The following is a 26231-nucleotide window of genomic DNA, read 5'->3' as shown; positions in this document are numbered from 1 at the left end:
CCCTATCTTTGTATATGTAAAGGTAGGGTATCTTTTCAAAATAGTATATCCTTTATAGCTTTGTTAATTTTTGACTCCCTCTCTGCAAAAGCAGTTTCTAGAGAGGTTTTAAGTTTTTCCCATTCTTCTTGACCATTTAGAACTAAAGATTTATATTCATTTTCAATTTTTTCCAATGCTCTTTGATATGAAAAACCTAATTCCTCATATATATCAATATTTATCGATTGCAGTATTACCAAAAATGAAAACAAATTCGGATCAGGTAATTCTTCTCTTGTGTGATTCAGAAGACACAGCTTTATTTTTTTTACGCAGTATTCTATTGTTTTTAACGATAGTGACAGGCTTTCTGCATAAAATATAAAACTATCTACAATCAAATTTTTTGACTTTTTCGGTAATTTAATATTTTCAAATAGTTCTTTTGTAAATTTTTCTATCGGTTGTTTTGGCAAATGTAAAGAGAGATCAGTAAAAGATTTTAGGTCAAAATTTGGTCCAAGTATTGTGCTGATTGCTCTTTGTACATTACTCTTATCTTTACTTACAGAAATAATGAAAACCAGCCCCTCCACATCAAGCATATACTTTATAGATTCCAAAAAATCGACAACGAATTTAGGACGGCACACATCAAGATTATCCACCATTATATAAATGTTTTTGTCTTTTCTGATTTTATTAACCACATCCGCTAACTGTGTTTTAAAATCTCTAGTACTCTCTTTTCTTCTTTGGAGAAGACTTAATTCACTCAAGACAAAACCTATGTCTTTTTTATCAGCCTCTTTTGCAGCATCAAGAAATACTGAAAGCATAGCAAGTGGAGATTTACTGATCAGCTTTCCTAGTGTGTTTAGAGAAAATAGCTCTTGGTTTATGTTCTTGAACTGTTGTATAACACTTCTTTTTACTTTATACGATACAAATAAATCTTCAAATAGGAAATTTAAAAAAGAAGGCAGTGGTTGGTCCAATGCATTGATATCCCATGCACTATAATAAGCTGCAATTTCATTTTGCTGTTTTAACTCTTTTACCCATTCTTTCAAAAAAAACGTCTTGCCCCATCCATCATATCCTTCCAAAGATATTATTGTAAAAGACTGATCAATTGTTTTAATTATAGTGTTGAATTTACCTGAAAATTGCTTATAGTTTAGGTGGTTATTTTCCCAAGCCACCACTTTAAGTGGTGGCACTATTTTTTTCTTTTTGAATGTTATTAGCGATATAAGTTTTTTTAAGCACATGTCTTATTTTATATTTTACTCATATTCTTGTCTTGAAGTAAGTGCTATCCTCAGCGTTCCTTCATCAAGATAGTCAATTTCTCCGCCCATTGGTATGCCGCAAGCAAGGCGTGATATTTTCACATCCAAATTTTTTAGCAATTCAATTATATATTGTGCAGTAACTTGGCCCTCTAATGTCGGATTAATTGCGATAATTATCTCTTCAATTTTAGACTCTGTCACTCTTTTCAGAATAGTGTCAAGGTTGAGTTCTTTTGGACCTATGCCATTTATTGCAGACAATCTGCCACCCAAAACATGGTATAAACCTGAATATATATTTCCTTTTTCAAACGCCCATAGATCACCTAATTCTTCTACTACACACAGTAACTTAGTGTCACGTTTTGGGTTAGTACAAATAGAACAAGGTGACTTAGTATCTAGATTTCCGCAAACTTCACACTCTATTATAAGATCTGCTAGCTCTTTAATCAAAGATGCAAGTGGTAGCATAACTTTTTCTTTGTTTTGGAGTAAATGTATAACTAACCTGCGTGATGATGATGGCCCTAAACTTGGCAATTTAGAGAAAGCATGAACTAGATTCTTTATGTTAACGTTCATTCAATAAATTCAGAATAGGCAGTCAAATGGTAACATCAAACCCTTTGTAAAGAAAGTGGTAAGTTTCTCTTGATCCCACTTTGATTAGCTATAGAAAAAATTTTTTACTCTAACGCAAAAAATTACTTCCGCACACTTAAAGCCTGATTATAATAGACTTCTTGCATAATCCAAACTAAGTAGAAAAAAGGTATCATCCGAGTAGCTCTCCTTTGTCATCCTAGTGCCTCCTTTTTTGTCATCCCAGTGCCCAGACACTGGGATGGCTTTGTTGCATCGCTAGCTATGATGGATTAAAGATAAAAAAGGTGGAGAATATCAGTAGCTTATTATTCTGGTATTTATAACAAGAACGGTCAGTGAATACCTAATTTTGAGTAAAAGAAATTTCACTACCACTCACTAATTCGGCTAAAATTCAAGAATTTCAATGCTTTAGCTATTTTCAATAGAATTAAATTTATTAATATAAATAACAAGTTACTATTCTTAAATTTGATCAGATTGATTGCAAAAAAAACAAGATTTTCAATAAGTTGCTTATAATCCTAATTATAGTTAGCCTTTCATAAGTAGCGATGCAACAAAGCCCACTGGGATCCAGGAATTTTATTAAGTTTGTAAGCATAAAAGTATAGCTAACGTGAGCTCTACGTCATACTGCCGCGAACCGTCATACCGCGATTCATTCGCGGTATCTCTTAGCCGCTAACACGTAGCGGGATGACGGTTGTCAGGCTAGCTGTCATCCCAGTGCCCAGACACTGGGATCCAGAAATTTTAATTGTAAGTAAGCATACTGGATTGATAAGTATAAAAGTAGCTAGAAAATAAACATTTTTGATGAGATTATATGGAAAACTGGATGCCAGTGTCAAGCACTGGCATGACACCCTTCACGGACTTTTAAATTACTTTAGCTATAAATATTAAGAAATTTACCAAATGAAAAAAAAGGCAAAAGAAGCCCTGGGGTTATTATCCGCTTTAAAATATTGGCGTTTTTTATGTTTTAAACGCTTGACAAGCGAGATTCAGCCGCTTTTAATTGCAACTAACTTACGCTGCAAATGTTTAAGAAATTTACTAAGCAGAAAAAAAGACAAAGAATCCCCGAGTTAGCTAGTCTTTTACTATCTCTGTCGAGTATTGGCATTTTTTGATGTCTTGTAACGCTTTATAAGCGCGTTCAGCTTATTTAGATAAAAATCTAGATGTAGATGAAGTTTTGTAAAGACATACAGTATCTATATACTGCAAAAAATTGAACATAAGACGCCGATACATTAAGTAATCCTTACCTTTTAATCTGCAGATTGGCGAAAGCAAATACAATAGCTTCAGTCTCATGATAAGAGGGCTGGCGAGGTTTGTCAAGGAAGTTTTTTCGTTTCTATGTTGTCAGCTACTTGGATGACGCCAATCTGAGTTGACTACACCAACTCACATTCAGCAAAAAAGAAAGCTATCTCCTTACGAGCATTTTCTAGACTATCTGAGCCGTGAACTCTATTTTCACTAATATCATCAGCAAAATCACCCCTGATTGTGCCTTTATCTGCCTGCTTTGGATCGGTAGCTCCCATGATTTGTCTGTATTTACTTACTGCATTTTCACCAACTAAAACTTGAACTACCACAGAACCAGAGGTCATAAACTCTACTAATTCCCCAAAAAAAGGCCTATCTTTATGAATTTCATAAAACAGCTCTGCTTGTTTTTTTGTTAGTAACATCATTTTTTGTGCTGTGATTTTCAGCCCAGATTGTTCGATGTAGGAATTTATATTGCCTGTAATATTATTTTTTACTGCATCAGGTTTTAATATCGAAAGTGTTCTCTCAATTGCCATATTATTTCCTTATATAAAATAGTATATTTATAGATTTATTTTATTGTAAATTTTGATTTGATAAAAGCAGTTTTTTATTTATAGTTAAGAATAAACCATCAAGGAGGTATTGTATGGGTGAATGTTGTAAAAATAACACTACTAAACAAGCTGAGCCTACCACTAAAAAACAAGCTAAATCTACTACTAAAAAATTAGTAAGTAACTTTAAGTCATCACTTTTTTGTGGAACAAAAGGGTTTTTGACTTTTAGTCTGGCATTTTTAAGTTATTTGGAATATAGTTCACATCATAATACAAAATTAAAAGAAGGTGCTGCCTTTGCAATGAAAAGAAACACTATTCCATTTCTTGAAATGACAATCATAGCACCGCTTGTTTGTTTTGCACTGCCAGCTATGCTAGGCAGTATGAGCCTCATGCAATGCGCACTTTTATGTGCTTCCTTAATGATTGCCACATGTTTTATTGTCAGAACTTTTCATCTGCGTGAGAAGTTAATGGAAAAAATCACTAACCATAGTAGAAAAGAAATAGACGCGGAATTTAAGAAAGATACTATAAAATTTCCTATCTTTGATCAAAATAGAAAACACACCGAGTATAATTCGCCTAACTCAGGGCGACTACTGGATGAAACAAGTAGCACCTCTCTTTTCGTTAAAGTTTTACTTTTTCCCCTCAAGGTTCTTCTGAATGTCCTGCAAAGTTGTATAATGCTATCTTTAGCTGCTGTTGAACTTCTTGAAACGGTACCAAGTCTTTTTGTCGATACATTTTTCGATTGGAACTTCACATCCACCAAGAGTAACCTGAAGAGATCAGGCCACTTATTGTATGCCAGTGTAAGAAATTTAGTGCCTATAACTAAATTTGATGAGTGTGTAGCTAATTTTATAGGCACCCCAGAAGTAACTTGTTGTAGTAGTGCGTAGGTGAAAAAGGCAGTTATCTTATTTAATCTTGGCGGGCCTGATTCACTAAATGCGGTCCGTCCTTTTTTATTCAACCTTTTTTATGACAGGAGAATAATCAATCTACCGAATCCCTTTCGGTTTCTTTTAGCAAAGTTTATATCTGCGAAACGAGAAAATACTGCACGAAAAATATACGAGGAAATTGGAGGTAAATCGCCAATTCTAGAGAATACAAAAATGCAAGCTAATGCTTCAGAACTAAAATTAAACGAAAATAGAAACCATGTACACAAGGTATTCATCTGCATGCGCTATTGGCGTCCATTTGCTGACGAAGTTATTGAAAGTGTAAAACAGTTTGATCCTGACGAAGTAATTCTGCTGCCACTGTATCCACAATATTCAACTACCACAACTCTGTCATCCATCGAGAATTGGCAAAAAAATGCTAAACGGTATGGCCTAAAATGCAATACAAAAATGATTCACCGTTATTATGATAACCAAGATTTTATTGAAGCTCACACTAATCTGATAGCTAAGTACTATAAATTGGCTAGAAAAATCGGTAAACCAAGAGTCCTATTTTCAGCCCATAGCTTACCTCTTAGTATCATTAAAAAGGGCGACCCTTACGCTTCACAGGTAGAAAGAAGCGTAGAGTTAATAGTAGAAAAGTTAGCTATCAATAACTTAGATTGGTCAATATGTTATCAGAGTAAGATTGGTCCTGTAAAATGGCTAGAGCCAAGCACTGAAAGTGAGCTATTACGCGCAAAAGCTGATGGTGTACCTGTAGTTCTATCACCTATATCTTTTGTTTCTGAGCATTCAGAAACTCTAGTTGAACTTGATATAGAATATAAAGCAATTATCAAGGATGGATATTACTTTCGTGTGCCAACTCTCAGTACCGATCCCTTGTTTATAAAATGCTTAGCCGATTTGTGCATAAATCTCCCTTAAAGTCCTGATTCATAGGGCTTTTCTTTTAGGATTTTATGTGACAGAATAACAGGAAGTTATTAATTATTTCATGCCAAACAAGCTAAAAAAGAAATCTAACATACTCGCACAAAGGGTGCATGATATTTATGATCATGATTTCAGGAAGGTAATCTGCATCACAACAGGTTTAACAGCCCTATTGTGTAAGATTTCACTGCAATTTTGCTGCGAGTTCATTGACAATAATAGATCCAATATCTTTCTTATACGGAATGTTGCTCGACTAGTAAAGTTTCCGACATCTATTCTATACATTGCCCATTCTGCATTTACTCTACAGGATCTAATTAAGGATTACAGAAACCCTGAGAGTAAAAAAGAGCTGGCAAAAATTGTGGGTAAATCGGCTAATCTTGCAAGCAGCACCATAGAAGCATTGATGATGTTGAAAGTCATCCATTTTTTGGCTAGAGGTAATGCAGATGTAACAAGTTATATTAGTTCAACATCAACGATCCTATTTTTGTTCATTTCAGAACCTATAAGCTATTATTATACATGCAAGAAATATCTGGATAATAAGGATCCTGAAAAGTCTGCTAAGTGTAAGAAGAACCTTATTATCAGCACATTAACTTTGTCGTTAGGTTTATTAAACTTCATATTAAGAAGGATAGAAACTCCAACTATACCAATAAACTTGGGTGGTGGTATAATCTATAATTTCAACTTAAGCATAACAGTCAGCATAATATATAGTGCAGTATTTCTTGCAGTTCAACTTGATAAGTTGTTTAATCAACCTGTCAATGATGATCCTTCCACTGAACTTGATGATGTTCATAATATAAACGGTCATTCTAATGACAGCACTGTAGAGGTATAAGAATTAGGGATGAAAAGATTTTATTTCTACTGCCAACGCTAGTACTGCTAATTTGCTAACAATACTCCAAAGTGATAGAATTTTACCTTCTACAACCTGGCTAACATCATGAAACTCACAGTCAGTGGCATTCAAGCTAGAATATACATCTTTTCTGCTATTACATCGGTATAAGTAACATGTTGAAGTATCTCCTATATAGTATATTAGCGGTTCTGCAGAACTGCTTTTAAACATGTCAATGGTTGGTACACCTTCTTGTATAATAACGCTATTGATTGCTATTCCTTCTTTTATCTTTTTCATTTTATGACGCTTTTTTTTATTGAGGTTTAATATTTCCTCTCCACTTGTTGCTGTTATAATGCCCATCCCATATGTGCCATTGCTTGCTTTGATAAAAACGTAAGGTTGTGTTTTTATTTTATATTCTTCGTATTTTTTTTGCACTAGAGATAATATTTGGTCAACTTTAGTTGCTACTGCTCCTAGTGACAAATCATCATCAAAATCAACTCCATCACAGCTCTCTGTAAGCACAGAAATTAGCCATGGGTCTATTTTAAATTTGCCACAAAACTCAGATGCTAATTCTTGATAGATTTCAAAATACTTAAATTTCTGCCTGCTATGCCAACCGTATAGTGGGCTTGGTACTATATCTTGCTTTACGTCTTTCAGCGTGTCTGGAATGTGGCTCGTCATATCACGGTTCAGTATAATAACATCAGGCACAAATCCTGAAGTTGTCTTTAGCAGAGAGTTTTCTTTCACAACAGTTTCATACTGTTCTATTAAATTGTATACTTCATTATATAAAAGGCCAATTCTAGTCTCAAAACCTGCGAGTTGTAGTATTTTCTCTATAACAAATACGTTTTCTATATACATTTTATTGCGTGTATAATTTTCCGGTATTATAAGAACCTTTTTGTATTGATGTCTTTTAAAATAGCTTTTTATCAATCTTGCTGCCATCGTTCTTGATTCTTCACTTAAGTTATTGAACCCCGCAGGAAATAAATTAGCGTCTACTGGAACGATTTTATAGCCAGAGTTTCTAAGATCTATAGAGCTATAAAATGGCGATGTAAGGCCATTAAATTTTGCTTCGAACCAATTATTTATACTTTTTTCCAAATCTGGGTGAATTATGTTTTGCATCTGCACTTTAAATGTTATAAGGAAGGTATTATATTATAAGCTATAGTTGAACGTATTTAGTAAATTTGACTAAAGATTAAAGTATAATGAGATTCTTATTTAAAGTGATAGAAAAATGATTCAACACGATAACAATAAAATGTATGGCACTACTATATTATCAATTAGAAAAGATAAAAGTGTAGTAGTAATAGGTGACGGACAAGTTTCACTGGGCCACACTGTTATAAAATCTGGAGCAAAAAAAGTTAGGCGTCTTTCTGGTGATTCCGTAATTGCTGGATTTGCCGGGGCAACAGCCGACGCATTTACTCTTTTTGAAAGATTAGAATCTAAACTTGACAAGCACCCAGGGCAATTAATGAGAGCATGTGTTGAACTTGCAAAAGACTGGAGAATGGATAAATATCTGAGGAAATTAGAAGCTATGATGATCGTTGCAGATAAATCTATTTCATTAGTAATTACGGGAACAGGTGATGTTCTTGAACCTGAAGATGGAGTCGCAGCTATTGGCTCTGGGGGAAATTTTGCTCTATCTGCAGCAAGAGCTTTAATTGACATTAAAGGAATATCAATAGAGGAAATTGCGAAAAAGGCTATGAAGATAGCTGGCGATATATGTGTTTATACAAATCATAATGTAGTTATTGAAAAGATAGAGGAGTGATATGTCTTCCAAGCAAAAAACTTTATGCACCAATTTTTCCAATCAGCCCATAACCCTTTCAGAAGGGCGGTCTTGTAGTAGTGACACCTACGATGAAAAAGATAACCTCTATAAAGATACTAAGAGTGGTTTTGATTCAAATGACAGCGATGTTCAAGTTAATGACAGCACTCAAGTTTTGTTAGATGACCTGCCACCACAGAAGATAGTTAAAGAATTGCACAGATTCATAATCGGACAGGATGATGCAAAGCGTGCTGTTGCTATTGCGCTCAGAAATCGTTGGCGTCGCAATCAGGTTCCATTTCCATTGCGTGATGAAATCATACCTAAGAATATATTGATGATCGGTCATACAGGGGTTGGTAAAACTGAAATAGCTCGTCGCTTAGCAAAACTTGCCGGTGCACCGTTCATAAAAATTGAGGCAACGAAGTTTACTGAAATAGGGTACGTTGGACGTGACGTTGATTCGATAATACGCGATTTAGTTGATGCAGCAATAGTTTTAGTTAAAGAGAAAGCCCGTAAAGCCTTAGCTAAAAAGGCTTTAATTTTAGCTGAGAAAACAATAGTAAACTCTATGGTAGGCGAAAATGCAACCGAAGAGAGTAAAAAAATTTTTAGAGAAAGGTTGAGGAATAAAGAGTTTGAGGACGGAGAAGTTTCTATTAACGTCAGAGAGAGCAAGAGTATGTTACCTACTTTCGATATACCAGGCATGCCAGGTGGGCAAGTTGGTGTGATGAATGTAACAGAAATAATGGGCAAGATGTTTAACGGGAGCAAAAAAACAAAAACTATTACGGTGAAGGTAAAAGAAGCGCGTGAAATATTAATTAATGAAGAAAGTGAAAGGCTAATGGATGAAGATAAGATAATCAAAGAAGCCATTGATCTTGTTAGTAATGACGGTATAGTATTTTTGGATGAAATAGACAAAATTGCAGCGCGTACAGAAGTAAAAGGTGAAGTAAACAGAGAAGGAGTGCAACGCGATCTGTTACCATTACTTGAAGGAACAACTGTTACAACTAAGTATGGCCATGTAAAAACAGACTATATATTATTTATTGCATCTGGTGCTTTTCATCAGTCTAAACCATCTGACCTCTTACCGGAATTGCAGGGCAGATTACCGATCAGGGTAGAACTTAAGGCACTTACTCAAGAGGATTTAATAAGAATATTAAAGGAACCAGAATCTAGTTTGTTAAAGCAGTACATAGCTTTAATGAAAACAGAAAATGTGACACTTGAGTTCACTGATGATGGTATAAAAACCATAGCTGAAATAGCGTTTATAGTTAATAGGCAAGTGGAAAATATAGGCGCAAGAAGGCTTCACACTATCATGGAGAAGCTTTTAGATGAAATAAGTTTCATTGCTTCTGAGAAAAATAGCGAAAAATTCATTATAGACAGCAAGTATGTAAAAGATAAACTTGAGTCAATTTCGAAGCAGCTTGATTTATCTAAGTTTATACTTTAGGAAAAACGAAAAGCCTACTTTAAGTAGTATAGAGAGTGTTCAGAAGATTAGCCAGTAGACCTAAAATTTCAGCTATATTCTTTAGGCTGTTTTTCAACAGTAGAATGGTGTGCTGCGACCTCTTGCTTAACATCTAAGCTTAAGTCAATTATTGAGATATTTTCTTCATCATAATCTATGTCTTTTATTAACATATCGTCAGTAATAGTCAAAAGGTCAGGCGGAGAAAGAATAGTTCTTTTATTACCAGCTCTCATTCCCACAACTCCAAGCTCTATAGCAAGTGGTATTTTTTTATCGCCAACCCTAAATTGCACTGTTTGATCTTTGACTATATATTCCCCATTATGCTCCTTTACGCTATATTTAACCGATATCTCATCACCGCACCTTACTTGTTTTCCAGTCTTGTTAATTAAGTCATTAAAAACCATCAGATTATTTACTGAGTCGGGATATTTATCCTTTACTTCGATCAGTTTGACGTAATAAGAATTAAAATTCATTTTGTTCTCATTGGCAATAGTAACTACACGCTCTCCGCCTTCTTTCATACCTATTACCCCTAAACTCACTTCTTTTAGGTCATCTTGACCTATTTTCAAAGTAACATCAGAAACTTTGCTAGGGAGTGTTGCTGAGTTATTATTAGAAATTTTATATATTTGCAATAGGACTTCCAGGCCACAAAAAGCCTTGCTGCCACTGCCTTCAGTAATTTCATAAAAATTTATTGAATCTTCTTCCTTTTGCTGCGTTATTTCTTCTAAATATTCTGTCAGCCCATGCTTTTCAATATAGCGGTCAAGTGCTGATTCAAGTATTGGCTTCACTAGGTAATGTGCTATCGTCTGTATCAAACCACCATGCGTGGCATTTATCTCATAAAGCTTGTCCTTTTTTTCCGGTTTACCTTTGTTTATATAGACAATAGTAAACACAAAAGCAGAAGTTAAAGTGAGAATCATTACTACGGAAATAAGCATTTGTAATATAATTTTTCTAACCATCTTTCTTTACTTGATTCAATAAATCATATAAATAATTAGTATCCCCTGAAAGCGCACTCAAATTATCCAAGCCTTGTTTAAAGAGGCCGTCTATATAGTCCTCTACTTCACTTTTACCAAGCACAGACATAAGATTATTTGTTTTATCTTGTTCGTAGTCTTCAATATCATCCTTAGCTTGAAAGATAAGCCCTAGATTTATTCCATAGTTATATAACGCTTTACGTTGCTTGTCTGTAGCACCCCCTATTATAGCACCTATTTCACATGAAGCTGCAAATAGTTTTGCGGTTTTCATCAAATGAATTTCTTTTATTTTATCAGCTTGGCCCGACGTCATTCCAGCGTCATACATACAGCCGTACGAATGTTGTAGTTTTAAGGTAGAAAGGGTGTCATGCAAGTAGCTGACACTGGAATCCATTTCATGTTCAGCTCCACTATCGCATGGCTTTTTGCACGAAATGCTTGTAGGCAAAGCCTTCTGGATCCCAGTGTCCGCTACTTGAATGACAGAGGGTTGGGGGCTAAAATCTATATGCTCACTGTTAATATCTAAAGCCTGTCCTCCCACCATTCCCCTAATTCCTATTGCCTGAGAAAGAACTTTTATGATCTCACAGCGTTTCTCATTTAACGAAGATAATACCTCAAAAGCCAGAGTAAGTAGTGCATCTCCGGCAAGCACTGCTGTTGCTTCATCAAATTTTTTATGGCAGCTTAGCTGGCTTCTGCGAGTATCACTGTTGTCCATGCACGGTAAATCATCGTGAATTAGAGAGTAAGCATGAACAAATTCAATTGCTGCAGCAACTGATATTACTTTTTTAGCTTCCGCGTTAAACACTCGCGATGAAGCTACGACTAAAAAGGAGCGTATATGTTTTGCAGGAGCAAGGAGTATATAACGCATAGCTGATATAAGCTTATTCTCGCTATTTTCGGGTAAGAGCTTATTTACTTCTACAATAAGCAAATTTTTTGTTGTTTCGTCTAGCATTTTTGAATTGTTAATTGTTTAGCGCGTAACGCTAGCCAACTAAGGCAGTAGAAAACTTTACTGTAGTTTACCAGTTATAAAAGATATTGCAAACATAAAAATTTTTTATAACATCAAAGAATAGGTTATTTTTTTGGTAAGAAATGTGAATAGCGAACTAGCAAAGAGCACTAGAGAAGACATAGAAGAAAAAGTGAAAAAGATTATACTAGAGCATATTAGTAAGGATGTAGAGAAATTCAACAGCTCTTCAAAGCTTTCGGAGCATGGTACAGACAGCTTAGATGCAGTTGAAATCATCATGGCAGCAGAAGAAGAGTTTGGAATAGAAATTCCAGATGAAGACGCACAAAAAATGGAAACTATGGAGCAAATAGTTGAGTACATTAATAATAAAAAAGGCTAATAGTTAGTGTTAAATGAGCAGAAGAGTAGTAGTCACTGGTGTTGGTTTAATCACTCCACTAGCGGCAGATGTTGACAACACTTGGTCAAGGCTAATAAAAAGTGAGTCTGGCATAAAAGCAATCAATACGGATAGATTTGACTCTTCTGATCTTGCTTGCAAAATTGCAGGGCAGGTGCCGTTGCAATCAGACAACATTGAGCACCATTTCAATCCACTAGATTATATTTCTGAAAAAGACTCAAAAAGGACAGATCGTTTTATCCATTACGGTATTGCAGCAGCTATTCAGGCAGTAGATGATTCATTAATTTTGGAAAGCCAAAATATCAATCGGGAACGTGTTGGTGTGACTATTGGCTCTGGTATAGGTGGTCTTCCGTCAATTCAGGAAAATGTTATTACCATGCAGGAAAAAGGGCCCAGACGTGTCAGTCCATTTTTTGTCCCTGCAAGTCTAATAAATTTGATATCTGGCCATATTTCTATTAAATACGAATTTACAGGTCCAAACGATTCAGCAGTAACCGCATGTGCAACAGGTGCGCATGCAATCATAAACTCAGCAAGAACTATAAAACTTGGTGAAGCGGATGTTATGATTGCAGGTGGAGCAGAAAGTGCACTGTGTAGAGTTGGAATTGCAGGTTTTGCATCTATGAAGGCGTTATCAACTAAATTTAACGATAAACCGGAAGAAGCTTCAAGGCCATGGGATGAAGAACGCGATGGTTTTGTTATGGGTGAAGGAGCAGGTATATTGGTGCTGGAGGAATACGAACATGCGAAAAAAAGGGGGGCAAAAATACATGCTGAACTGGTTGGGTACGGACTCACAGGAGATGCGCACCACATTACAGCACCACATCCAGAAGGAAGAGGCGCATTTAAGGCAATGCAGCTTGCTTTAAAGAGTGCACAAATTAATCCCAATCAAGTAGGGTATATCAATGCACATGGAACTTCAACGCCACTTGGAGATAAAATTGAAGTAATAGCAATGAAACAGTTATTCGGTGACTACGTTTATAAAATACCTGTTTCTTCAACTAAATCTTCTATAGGACATTTACTTGGTGCTGCAGGGAGCGTTGAAGCAATATTCAGTATTCTTGCGTTAAATAATGGAATTATTCCGCCAACCTTAAATTTACACAAGCCTTCAGAAGGATGTGATTTAAATTTTGTACCGTTTAAAGCTCAGGAGCATAAAATTCAATATGCACTTTCTAATTCGTTTGGTTTTGGTGGCACTAATGCATCGCTCATATTTGGACAAGTTTAGTTGATGTCACCCCAGTGTCTTCCTCTTGTCATTCCAGTACCCTCCTCTTGTCATGCAAGCAGCTCTCCTACTGTCATCCCAGCACGTGACACTGGGATGACAAACGGTTGTGAAAGGGAATACATATAAAAATTAAACTATCAATAGCAATTCAAAAAGAAAAAATATTCTATTCATCCCTGAAGAAGTATTTTATTGACAATTTATGAATAAAGATCAATAATGCAGAAAAGGAATTGATGGGCGTATGCATGAATTTAACCACTATTAATTGTACATTATTTGTTGTAATTACATATTTTTTGACGTGCATTATAGCTTGGTGCTTACCTTTCAAAGACATAACATTATTAACAACATTTGTTCCGGCTTCAGTTGCAATTTTGCTAACCATTTATAATAAACAGAAGGTAAGGGATCTTTTTAAACTTAGTTCGCCAAAAAACTGTCTATTAGGGTTTATACTTATTCTGGTAAGTATGCTAATTTCCAATGGTCTTTTGTCAATTTATTGCGGTTTTTCATTTTTCCGAGAGTCTTTTACGTTAGACCGTGTAAAGGATTTGAGTGCAGTTTTGAGTCCATTAGTGATGTTATTTGTTTTATTATCAACCTTTGTGATGTGGATCATTATGTCTCTTGGTGAAGAGATTGGTTGGCGTGGCTATCTTTTGAAAAATCTTAAAAGCAAAATATCAAATTTTTATATCAGAGCAATTATTGTCGGTATTATTTGGTCAGTATGGCACATACCAACTTATGTGGTTGCTGGCTCAGCTTTGTGGAAGGATGGCTTTACATTCCCGACTATTTGTGCTTATACCCTTTATATTTGTGCAATGTCTATAATGTTTACCTGGTTGTTTGAAAAAGACAACTCGATTTGGCCAGTAACTATTGCTCATGCAACAAATAATCTTGTGTATAGTGTTTTGAGCATTCTAATGCCGTCTCCTCCTCTGTCAACTTTCGATGCAGTAATTCGCCTTACATTAGGAGCAGCTGGTTATTTCATTGTTGCAATTGGTGTTATTTGGTTTGATAAAGCTCGAGAGCGTCATTTGAGTAATTCATAGTATAAAATTTCGGGGGCAATTCGCATCAGGTGTCATGCAGGTAGCATGACACTGGGATGATGAGGAAGAAAAAGCAAATTTTGCCTTTTACGGTCAATCTATTATACTTAGTAAGACTTCAATAAACTAATGAATTATACTTTATATCTAATTAAATGCACAAGATATTAATAAGAAATAACTACAAACCTTTGGTCGGAAAAATCAAGATTAATGGCTCAAAAAATGCTGTTTTACCAATAATGGCAGCAAGTCTATTAAGTAGCTCCTCGGTAATTTTGCATAATGTACCTGATTTAATTGATGTGCATCTAATGTCTAAGTTGCTTGAAAGTCTTGGAGCAGAAGTGAACTTTATGCACAATAAAAATTATAAAGCGAACCATACTTTGAAAATTGACTGCAGCAATATCAACAATCACGTGATGCCATATAAAACCGCAAGTAAGCTAAGAACTTCTTTTCTAATATTGGGTCCAATGCTTAGCAGATTTGGCAAAGCGAGAACAGCATTTCCTGGTGGATGCAACATTGGAAAGCGTCCCGTTGATATGCATATTAAAGCATTAGAAGAAATGGGAGCTAAAATTGAAATTGACGGCTATAATATAATTGCAACAGTGAAAGGAAAGCTACAAGGAAAAGAAATCACATTTGAGAAAATAAGTGTTGGCGCAACAGAAAATGTAATAATGGCAGCAACATTTGCAGAAGGAGTGACAACAATAAACAATGCTGCAACTGAGCCGGAAGTTCTTGATTTAATAGATTTTCTGAAGAAAATGGGTGCTGATATTGAAATTGATAATACAAAGGTCATAATAACAGGAGTTGAAGCACTAAATGGATGTGTTCATAAAATAATACCAGATCGCATAGAAGCAGGCACCTATGCACTAGCTGCTATAATAACCGGTGGTAAGTTGGAGTTGGAAGGAATAAATCTATCTGATATAAGGTGTATTACAAATGAGTTGGAGACTATAGGAGCTATGGTTGAACTGTATGATGGAGGCATTGTTATTTCCAGAAAAAATGGCTCTATTAAGTCTGCTAACGTTGCGACAGATCCATATCCCAATTTTCCCAGTGATATGCAACCACAACTGATGTCTGCAATGTGCATCGCTGATGGGATATCAGTAATTGAAGAGAACATTTTTGAAAACAGATTTACACATGCAGATGAATTGAGAAAGTTAGGTGCTAATATCAGCATCGAGAAAAGCAAAGCTACTATAAGTGGAATAAAAAGCTTATCTGGAGCTAATCTATATGCTACTGACTTAAGATCAACAGCAGCTTTGGTGCTTGCTTCTTTGGTAGCCGGTGGAGAAACTATAATAAACAATTCACATCATTTATGGAGAGGATATGAAGCAATGCATGAAAAACTCAATTCATGTGGAGCTGATATCTCCATTTCGTCTTGAGGATATTTTATGAATGAAGCAACCAAACGAACTATAGTAAAAGAAATAGATGCAATCTTATATGAAGAACATAAGGTATTAGACCATGGATTTATTCGAGTAGTGGATTATATGGGCTCTGATAGCGCTATAGTTCAAGCTGCTCGTGTTTCTTATGGCAAGGGAACAAAACAGATAAGTCAGGATGAAGCACTTATAAAGTATTTAATGAGACATCATCATACAACTCCATTTGAAATGTGTGAAATTAAGTTTCACGTGAAACTTCCAATTTTTGTTGCAAGGCAATGGATAAGGCATAGAACTGCAAATGTGAATGAATATTCAGCAAGGTATTCAATACTTGATAATGAATTTTATACACCTAAACCAGAACAAGTTGCAAAACAATCTGACAATAATAAACAAGGTAGCGGGGAAGCTTTTGATCCAGATACCTCAAAGGAAATAATAGATTCTCTAATAAATGACTCTAATTTAGTATATTCTCATTATGAAAAATTTATTGAGCAGGGGCTTGCAAGAGAAATTGCCAGAACTAACCTAATGCTTAATTACTACACGCAATTTTATTGGAAAATAGATCTGCATAATCTCCTTCATTTTTTGAAGCTTAGAGCTGATAAGCATGCCCAATATGAAATCAGAGTTTATGCAGAAGTTATGCTGGATATAATAAAAAAATGGGTTCCACTGGCCTACAATGCCTTTGTTGAATATTGCCTAGAATCAGCCTGTATTTCAAGAACTGGTCTAGAAATAATTCGCAAATTAATTAAAGGGGAAAACGTTACTAGAGAAGAAAGTAATATTGGTAAAAGAGAATGGGGCGAGCTGATGTCTATACTTGATAAACAATCTTAAAGATAAAGGCATACGTATCAATCTCCTCTGTCAGTTAACTCTCGTTCACCAGATTGAATCTTGCTTTTTACATCACATTAACTCATCACTTTTATAGAACATCTCATTAAAATCATTTAGAGTTCCAAAATCCTGACCCTTGATAAATAGGTGATCATTAGCAACATGTGCTTCATCAAGAGTAAACAGCTCGTAATGATGATTGTGAGCGGGCCTAACAATTTCATTATATAAAACCATTACTTGTTCGTAGTTATATCCATCGCCAGCATGATATTTACCACGTACGGTATCATAAAAATTCTTTACATCATCATATGTCACTTGCAGCTCCACCTTATACTTTCCCACTTCAAGAGGACTTCCTGTCTTTATTTTTAAGGGATGTTGTGAATTTGCAACACTGTTAGAAGTTTCTGCTTCAATATCAGAATTTTTATCCATATTTTCTATCACACTTGCCATAACAGTTTCTTGTTCATCTTCTGTTGGTTTTGTTTGTTTTTCAGTCTTATTACTGCTACTGTCAGTTTCCACAGTTACTTTTTTTACTTCTATATCTTTTTGAGCTTTCTCATTACTTTGCTTGTGTATTTCATCTCCATGCAATTTTTCCTGCAGAGCTTTTTTCGTATCAGCATAATCATCACGATTGCTTTGCAAAGCTGGTTTATAACTGCTGCTATCATCCGCTTGCATTTGATCTATATAGTTAGATTCTTCTTCCTGTATAGTATTTTTTGCGTTATCCTCACCAACCGTTCCTTTCTCCCCAGACTTGGCTTCACTCTCTACCACAACTTCTTCGTCTACTTGCTCATCATCAATTGTAAATTCAGTACCTATCTGATTGCTATCTTCCTCCAATTCATTAGATAATTTTTCAGATAGCTGGTCACCACTCAAATATGGTTCCTTTGAATATTTAGCATAATTATGGGGATCGGTTCTGTTTTCTGAATAAAACCCACTTTCAAAGTCTGAGTAGGAGCTTTGATTGAGCACAAAAAATAAGTTTTCATAATTAACCAGCATATCACTATCAGGGCTAACAAAATTTAAATATTCATCGCCTTCCCATTCTGGGTGGTGTCTATACTCTGCTATGTAGTATTTACTAGAGTCGAGAGGTATCTTGTCACCTTCTTCCCCATCAAGTTGTAAAACTACTGCTGAATGCCCATTACCTAAATCATTACCTTTTACCACTTTGAATATTTTAATCTCATCCTTTTCTACAAGTTCTTTTAACTCCTCGTTCTTTTCATTTAACTCTTCCTCCCTTTGTCTTTCTGCTTCTCTCTCTCTTGCCAATCTTTCTGCTTCTTCATCAGCTTTCTTCTGCAGTTGTGAGAATACATTTTGTAATATATCTTGTGTGGTTAAGCTATTTGTGTTGCTTAAAAAATTATCTAACACATTTGATGCAATTGGTGACAATTCACCGTGATCATCAAATACTTTTTCCTTTGCTTTATCATAGTGATTTGGGTTATAGATTGCATACAGAGGATAAAAACCATAATCTGCAATTGACGCTCCGTCAGGTGATAGTTCCATTGAGAATCCATAGTAATTAAGTGGAAGATTGGAGGTTAAATATTTACCGTTATCATCCCTAACGTGTAGCTCACTTCTGCCATTGTGCTCACTATATTTATTGTAGTAGATATAAAAATTCTCATGGTTAAGATTGAAGTGATCATCTAGATTATCGAATTGAATTGTACTGCCAAGCTTCTCGCGCAAAAGATTTTTGCTTTCATCTGTAAGCTTTATATGTGCAGAAAAGTAGTATCGATCTATAGGTTCGCCTTTTTCTATTTCAAAGTTCAAAGTAATCTTGTCGTTGACCATTGGTAGCCTCCACAAATTCTATAAATCATTTTATTTATCAATCATACGGTCTGTACTATGAGAAATGTGTTAAACGTTAAGATTTTCTCTGTACCGATTCATCTATATTGCCAAGCTTAATAAAGTTACAAGCTCTTTAAAACAATGTTAAACTCAATCACTATGGCAAAAACAGTTGACGTATTACTACCACTTCCAATTGATCAGTTATTTTCATATGCAATTGAGGAAAATACTGAGATTTTACTTGGAGATTACGTAGTGGTGCCATTTGGCAAAAAACGCTTAATCGGAATAGTTTGGAAATACAGTGATAAAAGTAACCGAGAATTAAAATTTATTGAGCAAAAAATTGATTTACCAAATATTAGACCAAAATTGATCGCATTTGCAGAGTGGGTTGCGCAGTATAACTTAATACCTGTTGGTATGCTTGCCAAAGTGATAATGGGAGGAGTGTTAAAAGTAAATCACATAGATAAATTGGTTTGTGCTAAGCAGAAGCAGGAAATAAGTGAAATAAGTTGCCAATTAAGCCCTGAACAGCAGGTAGCTAGTGATAAAATAATCAGCAGTTTGAATGAGTATTCAGTGACTTTGCTTGATGGTGAGACAGGATCTGGAAAAACGGAAGTTTATCTCTCTGTGATTGCACAATTGATTAAGAATTACACTGCCATTCCAAATGCTGCTCAGACTTTACCATCCCAGTGCCCAGAGACACAACTGTACGAACATTGTGATTTGGGTCTACCAAGAGGGTGTTATCCGAGTAGCCTGACACTGGGATCCAGTTTTTCATATAACCTCATTACAAATGTTTATTTTAACTTAAAACCAATACCTAATTTACAATCAAAATTCCTGGATTCCAGTGTCAAGCGCTGGAATGACACCTTTATACTCAAGGCAAAACCCACTGTAACATTTAGCATACCGTCTTTGCCACGTACTAGTATGACACCAGAATATGTTGAAATGACATCAGGAGAAGGTAATATACAAATTTTAATCCTCCTACCTGAAATTGTTTTAACTTCACAATTGGTAAATCGTGTTCGCGGTCAGATATCAAAAAACTTAGTTGAATGGCACTCAGGACTCACTCCAAAAACTCGCCGGAATAATTGGCTCAATATAGCAAGTGGAAATGCGCAGATAATTATTGGTGCACGATCAGCACTTTTTTTGCCTTATAAAAACCTAAAATTGATTATCGTTGATGAAGAGCACGACTCATCTTTTAAACAAGAACAGGGAATTATATATAATGCTCGAGATATGGCGATAATCTTAGCCAAATTTGAAAATATTCCGATTATTTTATCATCAGCTACTCCACTGCTTGAAACGATTCATCATGTTAAAAACGGGAATTACAATCATGTAAAGCTAACTAAACGATTTGGTGGTGCAGAATTGCCACTCATTAAAGTAGTAGATATGAGGAACAACAAGCAATGGATCTCCTCTGAGCTTTTTGAAAGCATCAAACAAACCATAGAGAAAAAACAGCAGGTTATGCTTTTTCTAAACCGCAGAGGGTATGCACAACTGGCAATTTGTAAAAAGTGTGGATATAAAATTTCCTGCTTAAATTGTGCTGTTTGGCTTACATATCACAAGAAAAAAAATGCTCTTTTGTGCCATCATTGCTCTTATCAATTAAAACTTCCAGAGAAATGCTCTAATTGCCAAAGTGAACAGCCATTGTCCCTCTACGGCATAGGAATTGAAAGGTTGCTTGAAGAAATGGTGAAATTAATACCAAACGCAAAAACTGCGATGATAAGCAGCGATCAGAAGTCGGTTAGTAACGTAATTGACTTGATATTGAAAGAAGAGGTGAACATTATAATCGGCACACAAATAATTGCTAAAGGGCACAATTTTCCCAAATTAACTTTGGTTGGAGTAATGAATGCAGATTTGAGTCTCGAAAATTCTGATTTGAGAGCAGCGGAAAAGACGTATCAATTATTGCACCAAGTTGCAGGCAGATCAGGAAGGTTTAATGAAAAAGGAATGGTAATAGTGCAAACCAATAATCCTGAAAATTCAATAATAAAAGCATTGCTGCATCAAAAAAGAGACTCATTTTATGAAATCGAACTTAAGTCAAGACGCGAAGCCAAAATGCCACCATTTAGCAGATTAATAGCGCTTATAATCTGTGGTAAGAATCAGATTGCAACACAAAAAGCAGCGAATGAAATAGTAAAATCTCTTCTCTGTCATTCAAGTAGCTCAACTATTTGTATCCAGGAAAAAAATGTAGGTGTAGACAAAAAGGAATTTGAAATTCTTGGCCCATCACCAGCAGCGATAAATTTTTTAAATAATAAGTATCGGTATAGGGTATTATTAAAAATACACAATAAGCATAGTCTATCCATACAAAAAAAGCTGAAATATTGGATTAAAAATTGTAACTTGAATTCGAGTATTGCAGTGATAATAGATGTTGATCCTGTGAGTTTTTTTTAACGAGTTTATTTATATTCGTTAAGCCTTCTTGCCAATTACCACAACATTCTCACTGGGAAAAAAATAATCAGGTACAGCCATATTTTTCGGTGCAGGACCCCCAATTACTCGACCTGATGTATCATAATATGAACCGTGGCAAGGACAGAACCAACCATTACCATCTCTTGTAGCGTGGTCAACCGGTACACACCCAAGATGTGTACATATTCCAAGCATAATTAACCATTCGTCTTTTCCTTCGTATACTCTCTGCTCATCTAATTGAGGATCCCTCAAGCTCTTCACATTCACAGCTCTTGCAGCCTCAATTTCTTGCTTTGTGCGTCTACGAATGAATACTGGTTTACCTTGCCACTTTACTTTTACTCCGTGTCCTTCCTGAATTCCAGACAAATTCACCTCCACTGTGGAAGTTGCTAGAACTTCAGCAGAAGGATTCATAGATTTAACCAGTGGCCAAAGTCCGCTTGCAGCTCCTATACCTGCCATAGCGCATGTAGTTAATGTTATAAAATCTCTCCTACTCTTATTTTTAGTAAGACCTTTAACAGGAGGTGTTTTTTTATCCTCTTTGTCTGCCAGTGGTTTTTTATTTTTAGTTAATTTTTTGTCCATTGATCTTTACTTAGCCATAAGTATATATTTTAATTTAAATACTGCGTATTAATCAACAAAAACTTGCGCTTTTTGTTTAACCTATACTACGGTTAAGAAGCGATAGAGTTTTCAACTTCAAAAATACTATCTTCAGTGGAATCAGGATCTTCAATTTTCGCTACTGACACCACTTTTTCTCTACTTTCTGTTTTAAACAGAGTGACTCCTTGAGTGCTGCGTCCTGCAATTCTAATCTCATTGACCGAAATGCGAATTAACTTTCCTTTATCTGTAATAAGCATTATATTATCACCCTGCTCAACTGGAAAACTAGCAACAACATTACCGTTTCTGCTAGTAGTAAGAATATTGGTGATACCAACACCACCCCTGTTAGTTACTCTATACTCATACGCAGAAGTTCTTTTACCAAAGCCATTTTCAGTAATAGTTAATATAAACTCCTCATTCACTGCAAGTTTTAAGAATAATTCGTTATCTATTCCTAAATCATTCAAAGTCTTTTCCAATTTAGAATCAATGGAGTTATTAATTGCAGTCCCCAGTCTTTTTGCAAGTGGAACTTTTAAGTAAAGTTCTTTTGTTTCTGTTGCTACACCTATCCCATTTAATATGGTCATGGATATCACGCTGTCATTCTTTACAAGTTTGATACCTCTTACGCCATCTGAATTGCGACTCTTAAATTGACGCACATCACTTACAACAAATCTGATACTTTTTCCAAGCGTTGTTGAAAGTAAAACATGGTCAATTTCATTACATACCTTAACCGATACTAATTTGTCTCCTTCATCGAGCTTTATTGCTATTTTTCCATTGCTTGGAATATAGTGAAAGTCCGCTAAGGAGTTACGCCTTATGTTTCCATAGGCAGTAGCAAAAACTATGTTTTGATTTTCGTCATTTTCACTTGGCAATGGCATGATATTAGTTATAGTTTCACCATCGCTAAGCGGAAATATGTTAACAAGTGCTCTTCCACGTGCGGTTGGCTCTGCAAGAGGTAACTTATAAACTTTTAATCTATAAACTCGACCAATGTTAGAAAAGAATAAAAAGCTAGTATGGGTATTTCCAACAAATAATTCTGTGATTACATCCTCTTCTTTTAATCCCTGTCCTAGCTTTCCTTTTCCACCACGACGCTGAGTTCTGTAGTGAGAAAGTTTTACACGCTTGATATAACCATTCATAGTTACGGTTATCACCATATCCTCTTGTGGAATTAGATCTTCAGCTTCAATGTCCGCGTCTGACTCTTCTATTGAAGTTTTTCGCGGCACAGCAAATCTGTTCTTTATTTCTTGTAGATTGTTTTTTATTTCTTTCATCAACTTCTCTCCTGAGCCAAGAAAAGCTATATATTCTTTTATCAGGTTGATCATTGAACTTAGCTCAGCTTCTAATTTGTCTTTTTCAAGGCCTGTTAAACGCTGCAGTTTCATATCAAGGATAGCTTTAATTTGTAGTTCAGTTAATCTATACACTCCATCTTTCAAAAAGCTTGCGCTATCTGAAATCAACTCGATAATAGTATTGATTTCATTCGAAGTTTTCCATTCTTTATTTAAAAGTTCTCTACTTGCTTCCGCAGGATCTTTTGCACCGCGGATGATTTTTATCACTTCATCTATGCTGAGGACCGCAATGTAGAGCCCTATATATATATGAGCTTTTTCCCTCGTTTTTCTTAGACGAAATTCTGTTCTCCTGATTAATACTTCTTTTCTAAAATCAACAAAAGCAGTTATGATTTCTTTCAATGACATCAAAGCAGGCCTGTTGTTATTGAGCACTAAAGTGTTAACACTAAAACTACTTCTTAGTGGAGTTAGCCCCAATATTTGATTAAGTATAAAACTTGCTTCAGCATTTCTTTTGAGGTCAATTACTACTCTAATACCAGACTTATCGGACTCATCCCTAATTTCTGTTATACCATCAATTCTTTTTTCTTTTACAAGCTCACCTATCTTCTCAATTAATTTTACTTTATTTACCTGGTAAGGTATTTCATCAATCACTATTGCTTGCCTATCTTGTGGCAGATCTTCTATATGAGTCTTGCCTTGCACAACAATTGATCCACGACCAGTTGCAAATGCTGATCTTATTCCAGACCTTCCAAGAATTGTTCCCCCAGTTGGAAAATCCGGCCCTGGCATCACTTCAAGTAACTCATCCAAAGTAACTTCAGGATTATTTACATATAATATACAAGCATCTATTATTTCTCCAAGATTATGAGAAGGAATATTGGTTGCCATACCAACTGCAACACCACTTGCACCGTTTACCAATAGATTCGGAAACTCTGCAGGCAGCACAACTGGTTCTGTTTCATTTCCATCGTAGTTTGGCCTAAAATTAACTGTATCTTCATCAATATCATTCAGTAAAAAGTGCGACACTTTTTGAAGTCTTGCTTCTGTGTATCGCATTGAAGCTGGTGGATCTCCATCTATCGAACCAAAGTTACCTTGCCCATCAACAAGTGGTAAAAGAAGAGAGAAATCTTGGGCCATTCTAACCAAGGAATCGTAAATAGCTGCATCACCATGTGGGTGATATTTCCCCATTACATCCCCAACTATACGAGCTGCCTTTTTATATGGCTTACCGGCATCGAATCCAGCTCTTGACATTGCATATAATATGCGCCTGTGAACAGGTTTAAATCCATCCCGCACGTCAGGTATAGCCCGGCTTATGATAACGCTCATTGCGTAGGAAAGATAAGAATCTTCCAGCTCTTTTACTATTGAGATTGGTACTATATTATCCTGCATTTTCTATACTTTAATTGAAGTAATTAATAATACTAACATTCAGTTAAGCAAATGGGCAATGACAGACTTGAACTGCCGACCTCCTCGGTGTAAACGAGATGCTCTACCAGCTGAGCTAATTGCCCCTTTAGATCTAATTCTATAGCTCAATATTATTATTGTAAACAAAAATAGCAATAAATTGTATCCGTTCAGCAGAGTGGCAAAATAGGTAGACAAGGTGATCTAAAAAGATAATCATAGAGTAAATGTGAGGTAAGTCCTTACAATAAATGGTGTCATCCAAGTAGCCGACACTGGGATCCAGAAAAAAGAATGGTGTCATTCCAGTGCTTGACACTGGAATCCAGCTTTTTCATAATCATTAAAACGTTGTATTTTTACATAAAACAGCTATTTTTATGCTCGCCAACTTAATAAAATTCCTGGATCCCGGTGTCAAGCACTGGGATGACACCCTCCTGATGGGCCAAAATCACAATGTTCGTACAGTTATGCATTTGTTGTGTAAATTACCTTTGCAAACAAATGTTCGTACATCTGTGTTTCACACACTTTGCTTCAATATTTGCACATTAGCCACTCCCTTGAACAGATACGATAAATTAGATTTAGGTGAGCTATAAGCTTTTATGAAATCTTTGAGTGCGTGCTGTGAAGTTTTATAAATTTTAGTCTTGCTGTCACTTTGTATAAAGGTATTTTTTCACTCACATCTTTCGAAGTTGTAGCCATGTTCAACAATTTTAAGTAGAATATTGTAGCATTTTGAAAATCTGAAAGTTTATCTAGAATAACAGCTAAATTATAAGTATAAAAAATATTGTTTTCATCGAGGGAAATAGCAGTTATCATATACTCTTTACCTTTTACATAATCCTCCTTTTTCATATAGATCATACCTAAATTTGCTAATAAAGGAGCATAATTTTTATGTATATCATACAATTTTAACATTTCACTCAACGCCAGATCAGGATTATATTGTGAGATTATCGTCAGAAAATTTTTTAATATGTAAGGGTTACTAGGGTGTTCTTTTAACAGTCTTGTGTAAATCTCTACAGCTTTTTTGTATTCTTTATTAGCGTAATAAATATTTCCCAATCCAATTAAAGCATTTTTATGATAAGGAAACTTTGCAATGATCTGATTAAGGAGAGAAATAGCTGTTTCATTATCTCCTGATTCAAAGGAATCTTTTGCTTTTTTTAAAGTAGAGTATATGTCAAAACTCTTGCCAGAATTCTGCGCAATTTTGATGTTAAATTTATCACTTTTTCTCTCAATAACATCAAGATCTTTATATTTTTTATCAGCTTTTATATGCTTGACAACACTATCAAAGGCCTTCTGTATCTCCAAATTTTCACTAGCATAGGTAACAGAAGACCTCCATAAAATCACAACGCAAATTAACATGCAGATAAACATAGGTCCTAGTGTTGTGGCATTGGCTGCAGCGTGTAACCAGTAAACCTTATTTCTTTGAGCTATATGCAACACATTACAAATTCATAAATGCTAAATTACCTATCTCATACAATAATAAAGATATTATTAATTAGCGGGACGAACATGCTGTGTAGCCTTTCAGAATGCATT

24 protein-coding genes and 1 tRNA gene are annotated in these 26231 nt (G+C 35.3%); 12 read left to right on the top strand and 13 right to left on the bottom strand.

The genetic code is table 11. The annotated features are described in order from the left end of the window. Positions 1-35: 35 nt before the first annotated feature. The 3 genes from J4T77_RS06305 to ndk form a co-directional block, all read right to left on the bottom strand. On the bottom strand, positions 36-1256 hold the full coding sequence (locus tag J4T77_RS06305) for a KAP family P-loop NTPase fold protein (RefSeq protein ID WP_010082095.1): 1221 nt from the start codon (positions 1254-1256) through the stop codon (positions 36-38). Positions 1257-1271: 15 nt separating this feature from the next. Next, positions 1272-1865, bottom strand: coding sequence for a recombination mediator RecR (gene recR / locus J4T77_RS06300; RefSeq protein ID WP_190321469.1), 594 nt, complete (start codon positions 1863-1865; stop codon positions 1272-1274). Between the two features lie 1433 nt (positions 1866-3298). Next, on the bottom strand, positions 3299-3718 hold the full coding sequence (ndk, locus tag J4T77_RS06295) for a nucleoside-diphosphate kinase (RefSeq protein WP_010082097.1): 420 nt from the start codon (positions 3716-3718) through the stop codon (positions 3299-3301). Between the two features lie 113 nt (positions 3719-3831). Between ndk and J4T77_RS06290 the strand changes: the two genes are divergently transcribed. The 3 genes from J4T77_RS06290 (at position 3832) to J4T77_RS06280 (ending at position 6469) form a co-directional block, all read left to right on the top strand. Continuing rightward, entirely contained in the window at positions 3832-4653 is an 822-nt protein-coding gene (locus J4T77_RS06290) for a hypothetical protein (RefSeq protein WP_182282735.1), read from the top strand. Beyond that, positions 4654-5601 (top strand): ferrochelatase, encoded by a 948-nt coding sequence (hemH, locus tag J4T77_RS06285; protein WP_010082099.1) that lies wholly within the window; start codon positions 4654-4656, stop codon positions 5599-5601. Positions 5602-5671: 70 nt separating this feature from the next. Beyond that, on the top strand, positions 5672-6469 hold the full coding sequence (locus J4T77_RS06280; protein ID WP_190321468.1) for a hypothetical protein: 798 nt from the start codon (positions 5672-5674) through the stop codon (positions 6467-6469). Between the two features lie 3 nt (positions 6470-6472). On the opposite strand, the gene gshA is transcribed toward J4T77_RS06280, so the two are convergent. Next, on the bottom strand, positions 6473-7633 hold the full coding sequence (gene gshA, locus J4T77_RS06275; RefSeq protein ID WP_010963085.1) for a glutamate--cysteine ligase: 1161 nt from the start codon (positions 7631-7633) through the stop codon (positions 6473-6475). Positions 7634-7748: 115 nt separating this feature from the next. Between gshA and hslV the strand changes: the two genes are divergently transcribed. Both hslV and hslU read left to right on the top strand, forming a co-directional pair. Further along, positions 7749-8303: an ATP-dependent protease subunit HslV gene (gene hslV, locus J4T77_RS06270; protein WP_006280198.1), complete on the top strand. Its 555-nt coding sequence runs from the start codon at positions 7749-7751 to the stop codon at positions 8301-8303. 1 nt (position 8304) lies between these two features. Next, positions 8305-9795, top strand: coding sequence for an ATP-dependent protease ATPase subunit HslU (gene hslU, locus J4T77_RS06265; RefSeq protein WP_190321467.1), 1491 nt, complete (start codon positions 8305-8307; stop codon positions 9793-9795). 68 nt (positions 9796-9863) lie between these two features. Here the strand turns inward: hslU and J4T77_RS06260 are convergent, their stop codons facing one another. Further along, positions 9864-10805 (bottom strand): FKBP-type peptidyl-prolyl cis-trans isomerase, encoded by a 942-nt coding sequence (locus J4T77_RS06260; protein ID WP_010963087.1) that lies wholly within the window; start codon positions 10803-10805, stop codon positions 9864-9866. Continuing rightward, on the bottom strand, positions 10798-11805 hold the full coding sequence (locus J4T77_RS07425) for a polyprenyl synthetase family protein (RefSeq protein ID WP_010082029.1): 1008 nt from the start codon (positions 11803-11805) through the stop codon (positions 10798-10800). The genes J4T77_RS06260 and J4T77_RS07425 overlap by 8 nt, the downstream gene beginning before the upstream one ends. A 145-nt stretch (positions 11806-11950) precedes the next feature. Between J4T77_RS07425 and acpP the strand changes: the two genes are divergently transcribed. From acpP to J4T77_RS07105, 3 genes are read left to right on the top strand one after another with little or no spacing between them, the layout of a single operon-like run. After that, positions 11951-12211, top strand: a complete 261-nt coding sequence (acpP, locus tag J4T77_RS06250) for an acyl carrier protein (RefSeq protein WP_006279836.1) — start codon at positions 11951-11953, stop codon at positions 12209-12211. 13 nt (positions 12212-12224) lie between these two features. Continuing rightward, complete coding sequence (fabF, locus tag J4T77_RS06245) at positions 12225-13496, top strand: beta-ketoacyl-ACP synthase II (protein ID WP_010082030.1); 1272 nt, start codon at positions 12225-12227, stop codon at positions 13494-13496. 3 nt (positions 13497-13499) lie between these two features. Next, complete coding sequence (locus tag J4T77_RS07105) at positions 13500-13625, top strand: hypothetical protein (protein ID WP_255322260.1); 126 nt, start codon at positions 13500-13502, stop codon at positions 13623-13625. 40 nt (positions 13626-13665) lie between these two features. On the opposite strand, the gene J4T77_RS06240 is transcribed toward J4T77_RS07105, so the two are convergent. Then, positions 13666-13890: a hypothetical protein gene (locus J4T77_RS06240; protein ID WP_010082031.1), complete on the bottom strand. Its 225-nt coding sequence runs from the start codon at positions 13888-13890 to the stop codon at positions 13666-13668. Here J4T77_RS06240 and J4T77_RS06235 point away from each other — a divergent pair. From J4T77_RS06235 to thyX, 3 genes are all read left to right on the top strand, one after another. Then, the gene (locus J4T77_RS06235) at positions 13799-14572 is read left to right on the top strand and encodes a CPBP family intramembrane glutamic endopeptidase (RefSeq protein ID WP_416635899.1); all 774 of its coding nucleotides are present in this window, start codon (positions 13799-13801) and stop codon (positions 14570-14572) included. The genes J4T77_RS06240 and J4T77_RS06235 overlap by 92 nt on opposite strands. Positions 14573-14727: 155 nt before the next feature. Continuing rightward, positions 14728-16005 (top strand): UDP-N-acetylglucosamine 1-carboxyvinyltransferase, encoded by a 1278-nt coding sequence (murA, locus tag J4T77_RS06230; RefSeq protein ID WP_010963092.1) that lies wholly within the window; start codon positions 14728-14730, stop codon positions 16003-16005. Positions 16006-16014: 9 nt separating this feature from the next. After that, on the top strand, positions 16015-16869 hold the full coding sequence (thyX, locus tag J4T77_RS06225; RefSeq protein ID WP_010082033.1) for an FAD-dependent thymidylate synthase: 855 nt from the start codon (positions 16015-16017) through the stop codon (positions 16867-16869). A gap of 72 nt (positions 16870-16941) precedes the next feature. On the opposite strand, the gene J4T77_RS06220 is transcribed toward thyX, so the two are convergent. Then, complete coding sequence (locus J4T77_RS06220) at positions 16942-18726, bottom strand: hypothetical protein (protein ID WP_010963093.1); 1785 nt, start codon at positions 18724-18726, stop codon at positions 16942-16944. A gap of 144 nt (positions 18727-18870) precedes the next feature. On the opposite strand from J4T77_RS06220, the gene priA reads away from it, so the two are divergent. Beyond that, positions 18871-21213, top strand: a complete 2343-nt coding sequence (gene priA, locus J4T77_RS06215) for a replication restart helicase PriA (protein WP_190321466.1) — start codon at positions 18871-18873, stop codon at positions 21211-21213. 18 nt (positions 21214-21231) lie between these two features. Here priA and petA read toward each other — a convergent pair whose 3' ends face one another. From petA to J4T77_RS06190, 5 genes are all read right to left on the bottom strand, one after another. Beyond that, a complete protein-coding gene (gene petA, locus J4T77_RS06210) occupies positions 21232-21831 on the bottom strand; it encodes a ubiquinol-cytochrome c reductase iron-sulfur subunit (protein WP_190321465.1) in 600 nt (199 codons plus the stop codon). Between the two features lie 92 nt (positions 21832-21923). Then, positions 21924-24626 (bottom strand): DNA topoisomerase (ATP-hydrolyzing) subunit A, encoded by a 2703-nt coding sequence (gene gyrA / locus J4T77_RS06205; RefSeq protein ID WP_070356997.1) that lies wholly within the window; start codon positions 24624-24626, stop codon positions 21924-21926. 52 nt (positions 24627-24678) lie between these two features. Further along, positions 24679-24751: transfer RNA gene (locus J4T77_RS06200), tRNA-Val, on the bottom strand. A gap of 14 nt (positions 24752-24765) precedes the next feature. Continuing rightward, positions 24766-24966, bottom strand: a complete 201-nt coding sequence (locus J4T77_RS06195) for a hypothetical protein (protein WP_152550490.1) — start codon at positions 24964-24966, stop codon at positions 24766-24768. A gap of 290 nt (positions 24967-25256) precedes the next feature. Further along, entirely contained in the window at positions 25257-26132 is an 876-nt protein-coding gene (locus tag J4T77_RS06190) for a tetratricopeptide repeat protein (protein ID WP_010082043.1), read from the bottom strand. Positions 26133-26231 lie beyond the last annotated feature (99 nt).

It is taken from the genome of Wolbachia endosymbiont of Drosophila innubila, assembly GCF_021378375.1.
Lineage (GTDB): Bacteria > Pseudomonadota > Alphaproteobacteria > Rickettsiales > Anaplasmataceae > Wolbachia > Wolbachia pipientis.
Note: the sequence above shows the minus strand (reverse complement) of the source record. Positions and strands in the feature narration are given on the sequence as shown.